Raw genomic sequence first — 4,718 nt, 5'->3', positions numbered from 1 at the left:
CATGGCACCGGGTCTGATCGAAGGGCGTAGACAGGCATTAACGCAAGCGTAATACACCATTATCTGCTGCGCGCCGACACCCATGAGGCTCTGGCTTCAGCGCCATAATTAGAATTGCTGCCGCAGCGCGGCACCCGGGACAGGCATGGTGTCTCACTGGTACAATCAGGACCATTCAAGTGCGGTTTGCAATCACCCCTTGGCGAGAAAAGACCGCAGGTCGGAGGACACGCATGTACAGCCCCAACGGTGAACCCGTTATCTTCAATCGCGACTGCGATGCGGTGGTCATTCCAGCCGGTGAGTCCGGCACCATCCCTGAGGGTGTGGAAGGCGTGATCACCCAGGCGCTGGGCGGGAGCTATACGGTCTACATCCAGGGTAATCTGTTTCGCATCGCCGGGATCGACGCCGACGCCATTGGCAAGGAACCGACCCCGTTGCCGGAGCTCCCGCAGGACGCCTCGGACAAGGACGTGGAGGATCTCGTCTGGGAGCAATTGCACACCTGTTTCGACCCGGAAATCCCAATCGACATCGTCGAACTGGGCCTGGTGTACTACTGCAATATCGAGAAAGTGGACGAGGACCAGCGGCGCGCCGACATCCAAATGACGCTTACCGCGCCGGGCTGCGGCATGGGTGACATCATCGCCAGCGACGTCAAACACAAGGTGGAGCTGGTGCCCACGATCGAGCAGTGCAATGTCGAGCTCGTCTTCGAGCCGCCGTGGTCCGCTGAAATGATGACGGATGCAGCCAAGCTGCAGACAGGGATGCTCTAGTGTCCTGTAACCGCGGGCGCACTGCGGAACCAGGCCATTCCTTCCTCCAGCAGCTGCTCGACGACCGTGAAATACGACGGCGCAAGCAGTTCCAGCCGTCCTGTCAGCTCACCGTCTTCCGCGCCAAGCACCATGCCGAAGTTGCGGGCAATATGCTGCATGCGGCCGTTGCCGGGCTCGGAAATGAGATAGACACGGCTGACCGTACGGTTCCGGGCATAAATCACCAGACGTCGGAACAGTTCCGTGCCGAGGCCACGGTTTTGCCACCCCTCCTCCACGCTGAACGCGAGCTCAGCGCGACGTGGAGATTCCCGGTCGAGCATCACCAGTTCACCGACAGCGCGGAGCTCCCCGTCCACAAACGCGCCGTAAAGGATCACACTGAAGGGGTTGGCCGCACTGCAGTACTGCTCGATGAATGCGTCACTGACCAGGCCGGAAAAACGGTCGCGCCGATCTCCGGGGGCAAGCCGAAGCAGGTGGTCACGCCACTTGCCCCGCTCACTCCACCAGAGCCGGCGGATCACCGGTTCATTGTTGCTTGTACGCGTAATATCGAGTGCAGGTGCCATGATTGCCTCATGTAGACAGGTCTGTATATGTTGCATTGCAATATACGCGCGGATCACCCCTTTAGCAACCCGTTGTCGGCGCCCGACACTGGCAAGGTGCGCGCGGTGAGCGTTGACGGGATTGCTGATCGTCCTGAGACTGAGTCAAGCCGCGCTGCGGCCACTAACAATGGAACCTCGGAGGACCCAACGATGAAAGCCTGGACCATTACGCAGCCTGGTGCGGCCGACGTGCTGCAACTGCATGACACGCCGGCGCCGGAGATGGGTCCCACGGATGTGCGCGTACGCGTTCACGCCGCCGGGCTCAACCGTGCCGACCTGCTGCAGCGGCAGGGTCTCTACCCGGCACCGGCGGGCGCGAGCCAGGACGTTCCCGGCCTGGAGTATGCTGGCGTCATTGAAGAAGCGGGCACCAACGTGCAGCAGCGCCAACCCGGTGAGCGTGTCATGGGCCTGATCGGCGGCGGTGCCTACGCCGAGCAGGTGGTGGTCAACGAGCGCGAGACCATCCCGGTGCCGGGCACGCTGTCCCTGACCGAAGCCGCCGCTGTGCCGGAGGCGTTTCTCACCGCCTACCGGGGCATTTTCCTGGAAGGCGGCCTGCAGCCGGGTGGCTGGTGCCTGATCCGCGCCGCGACCTCGGGTATTGGCATTGCAGGCATGCAGCTGACCCGGGCCTTTGGCGCACGCACCCTGGGGACAAGCCGCTCCCGGGAGCGGCTTGAGCGCGTCCGTCACTGGGGTTTGGATGTCGCGCATGCCGAGGAGGACGGTTCAGTTCTGGACGCAGTGCGCCAGAATGCCGGCCTGGGCGTGGACGTGGTTCTGGACCTCCTGGGCGGTAATGGCTACCTGCGGGAGAACATGGATTGCTTGCGCCCGGAAGGCACCCAAGTGGTCGTCGGCTTGATGGCCGGCCGCGAGGACACCCTCAACATGGGCCTGCTGCTGTTCAAGCGTCTGACCCTGCGCGCCATGACCATGCGCTCGTTGCCCCTGGAGCGGCGCATCGCCATGGCTCAGCTGTTCAGCGACCGTCTCGGGCCGTTCTTCGCCGAGGGCCGACTGAAGCCGGTGGTGGATACGGTCATGCCGTTTGACCAGGCTCCGGAGGCGCACCGGTTGATGGAATCCGGTGCCCATACCGGCAAGATCGTGCTGAGTAGCGAGGCGGCATCGGGGGCCTGAGCGTCGCGGAGATTTCCAATTCGCCGGCACTCCATGCACAATCCCGGTTCGCTCACCTCTGGGGGCAACGCCGCCAATGGTCCGAAACGCAGAAAAACGGCTGGCGCGCCTGCTGAGCACGCAGCAGCGAGGGTTGCTCCGGGGCAGCCTGAAAGGCCTGGAGAAGGAGGGCCTGCGCGTCGATCGGAATGGCCACATCGCGCAAACACCGCACCCGCGTGCGCTCGGCTCCAGCCTGACCCATCCTTGGATTACCACGGATTACTCCGAGGCGCTGCTTGAGTTCATTACGCCGCCGGAGCCGGAAATCGCAACCGCGCTGGACTGTCTCCGCGATATCCACGCGTTTACGTACCAAAACATCGGTGACGAGCTGCTCTGGGTGGCCAGCATGCCGTGTATCGTCGGCGGCGATGCGAGTATACCGATCGCCTGGTACGGGGAATCCAACGTCGGCTGGATGAAGCACGTCTACCGGCGGGGCCTGGACTGGCGCTACGGCCGCGCCATGCAGGCCATCTCCGGCGTGCATTTCAACTACTCCTTCGGCATGGCGTTCTGGGAGGTCCTCCAAGCGCACGACGGCGACCGACGCGAGCGCCAAGTATTCATATCGGATGCGTATTTCGGCTTGATCCGCAACTTCCAGCGCTTCGGCTGGCTCATTCCATTCCTCTTCGGCGCCTCACCGGCCGTGTGCAAATCCTTCACCGGTGGGGAGAGCTGCGGTTTCCAGGAGTTCGACGCCTACACGTTCTACGAGCCTTACGGCACGTCGCTGCGCATGAGCGACGTGGGCTACAAGAACAAGGCGCAGGCGGGGCTGAGCATCTCCTACAACGACTTGGACGCCTACGTGGAGGGTCTGGAGCGGGCCATCAACACCGAGGACCCGGAGTGGGCGCGTATCGGCACGCGGGTCAACGGAGAGTGGCGGCAGCTGAGCACCTGCGTGCTGCAGATCGAAAACGAATATTACGGCTTTGTCCGACCCAAGGCCGTGGCCCGGTCAGGCGAGAAGCCCACCCGTGCCTTGCGTCGCGCCGGTGTCGAATACGTGGAGATCCGGGCACTGGACTTGGACCCGTTCGCCCCGCTGGGGGTGACGGCCAGCCAGCTGCACTTCCTGGAGGCGCTGCTCGTCTACTGTCTGCTCGAGGACAGTCCCCCCATTTCGGCCCAGGAACAGGGCCGTATCAATCACAACCAGGGGCAAGTGGCACGGCGCGGGCGCGACCCGGAGTTGCTCCTGCAGGACGGCCGCGGGGGCGTGCGGCTGCGGGACTGGGCCGACACCATTTGCCAGGATTTGCGTTGCATCGCCGAATTGCTGGATCAGACCCGTGAGGACACGCCGTACGGCGATGCGGTGCGCCAGTACCATGCGAGCGTCAGCGACCCGGACCATACCCCCTCTGCCAGGGTTCTCGATGACATGCGAACCCTGGGGGAGAATTTCATCGAGTTTGCCATGCGCCAATCCACCCTGCATGAGACAACCTTCAAGAACCATCCACTGGATGCGGTGACGCGCGAACGGTTCGAAGCAGCGAGTCGCGAGTCCCTCGAGCAGCAGGCTGCGATCGAGCACAGTGATACGCTCGCGTTCGAAGACTACCTCGCCCGCTACTTCTCCCAGTCCGCCGTGTCCTGAAGCTCCCCACCCAGGCCTGAGCGCGCCCCCAGCCGCAACGCAACCTCCCCGTCGCCAACAAACACGAACGATCTGTGATCGATGTCACATTTCTGAACACTGGCCGGCGAGCCGACCTGCCATATCCGATAGGCCTGCTAGAATAGTGTCCCGTAACCGAAATTCGGTTACGGGACACTATTCTAGCAGCCAGTTCGAAGCGTTTTCTGCCAAAGTGTTCTGCCACCAACGGTGATTTCCCTGGCGGCGAGCGCGATTCACCCACGGATGGACACAAGGCCACACACGAATGACGGTCAACGAAGCGTTGCCAGCGAGTGCGCCCGAGACCACTGCACAGCCTCACAGGCAGACGCGTGAGCACGTTCGCGATGCCGCCTTTCGGCTGTTTGGGCGCCATGGATACGATGGTGTATCCATCGACACCATCGCACGGGCGGTGGGCCTGAGCAAAGGTGCGCTCTACTGGCACTTCGATGGCAAGGAGGCGCTGTTCAAGGAGTGCCTTCACGT

5 protein-coding genes are annotated in these 4,718 nt (G+C 62.9%); 4 read left to right on the top strand and 1 reads right to left on the bottom strand.

The features are described 5' to 3' along the window. Positions 1-233: 233 nt before the first annotated feature. Positions 234-785, top strand: coding sequence for a putative Fe-S cluster assembly protein SufT (gene sufT, locus QZT63_RS03070; RefSeq protein WP_290648474.1), 552 nt, complete (start codon positions 234-236; stop codon positions 783-785). Here sufT and QZT63_RS03065 read toward each other — a convergent pair. After that, on the bottom strand, positions 782-1,360 hold the full coding sequence (locus QZT63_RS03065; RefSeq protein ID WP_290648472.1) for a GNAT family N-acetyltransferase: 579 nt from the start codon (positions 1,358-1,360) through the stop codon (positions 782-784). The genes sufT and QZT63_RS03065 overlap by 4 nt on opposite strands. 192 nt (positions 1,361-1,552) lie before the next feature. Here QZT63_RS03065 and QZT63_RS03060 point away from each other — a divergent pair, with 192 nt between their 5' ends. The 3 genes from QZT63_RS03060 to QZT63_RS03050 all read left to right on the top strand — a co-directional run. Continuing rightward, positions 1,553-2,551, top strand: coding sequence for an NAD(P)H-quinone oxidoreductase (locus QZT63_RS03060; protein WP_290648470.1), 999 nt, complete (start codon positions 1,553-1,555; stop codon positions 2,549-2,551). Between the two features lie 76 nt (positions 2,552-2,627). After that, on the top strand, positions 2,628-4,205 hold the full coding sequence (gene gshA, locus QZT63_RS03055; RefSeq protein WP_290648468.1) for a glutamate--cysteine ligase: 1,578 nt from the start codon (positions 2,628-2,630) through the stop codon (positions 4,203-4,205). Between the two features lie 289 nt (positions 4,206-4,494). Continuing rightward, positions 4,495-4,718: helix-turn-helix domain-containing protein (locus QZT63_RS03050; RefSeq protein ID WP_290648466.1), on the top strand; the 224-nt coding region annotated here is incomplete at its 3' end.

It is taken from the genome of Aquisalimonas sp. (assembly GCF_007120195.1).
Classification (GTDB): Bacteria; Pseudomonadota; Gammaproteobacteria; order Nitrococcales; family Aquisalimonadaceae; genus Aquisalimonas.
This window is presented reverse-complemented; position numbering and strand designations above follow the sequence as displayed.

What these genes read in the sequence shown, in the direction of transcription:
- sufT (WP_290648474.1), top strand. Translation starts at nt 234, where the DNA reads ATGTACAGCCCCAACGGTGAACCCGTTATCTTCAATCGCGACTGCGAT.
- QZT63_RS03060 (WP_290648470.1), top strand. Translation starts at nt 1,553, where the DNA reads ATGAAAGCCTGGACCATTACGCAGCCTGGTGCGGCCGACGTGCTGCAA.
- gshA (WP_290648468.1), top strand. Translation starts at nt 2,628, where the DNA reads ATGGTCCGAAACGCAGAAAAACGGCTGGCGCGCCTGCTGAGCACGCAG.
- QZT63_RS03065 (WP_290648472.1), bottom strand. Translation starts at nt 1,360, where the DNA reads ATGGCACCTGCACTCGATATTACGCGTACAAGCAACAATGAACCGGTG.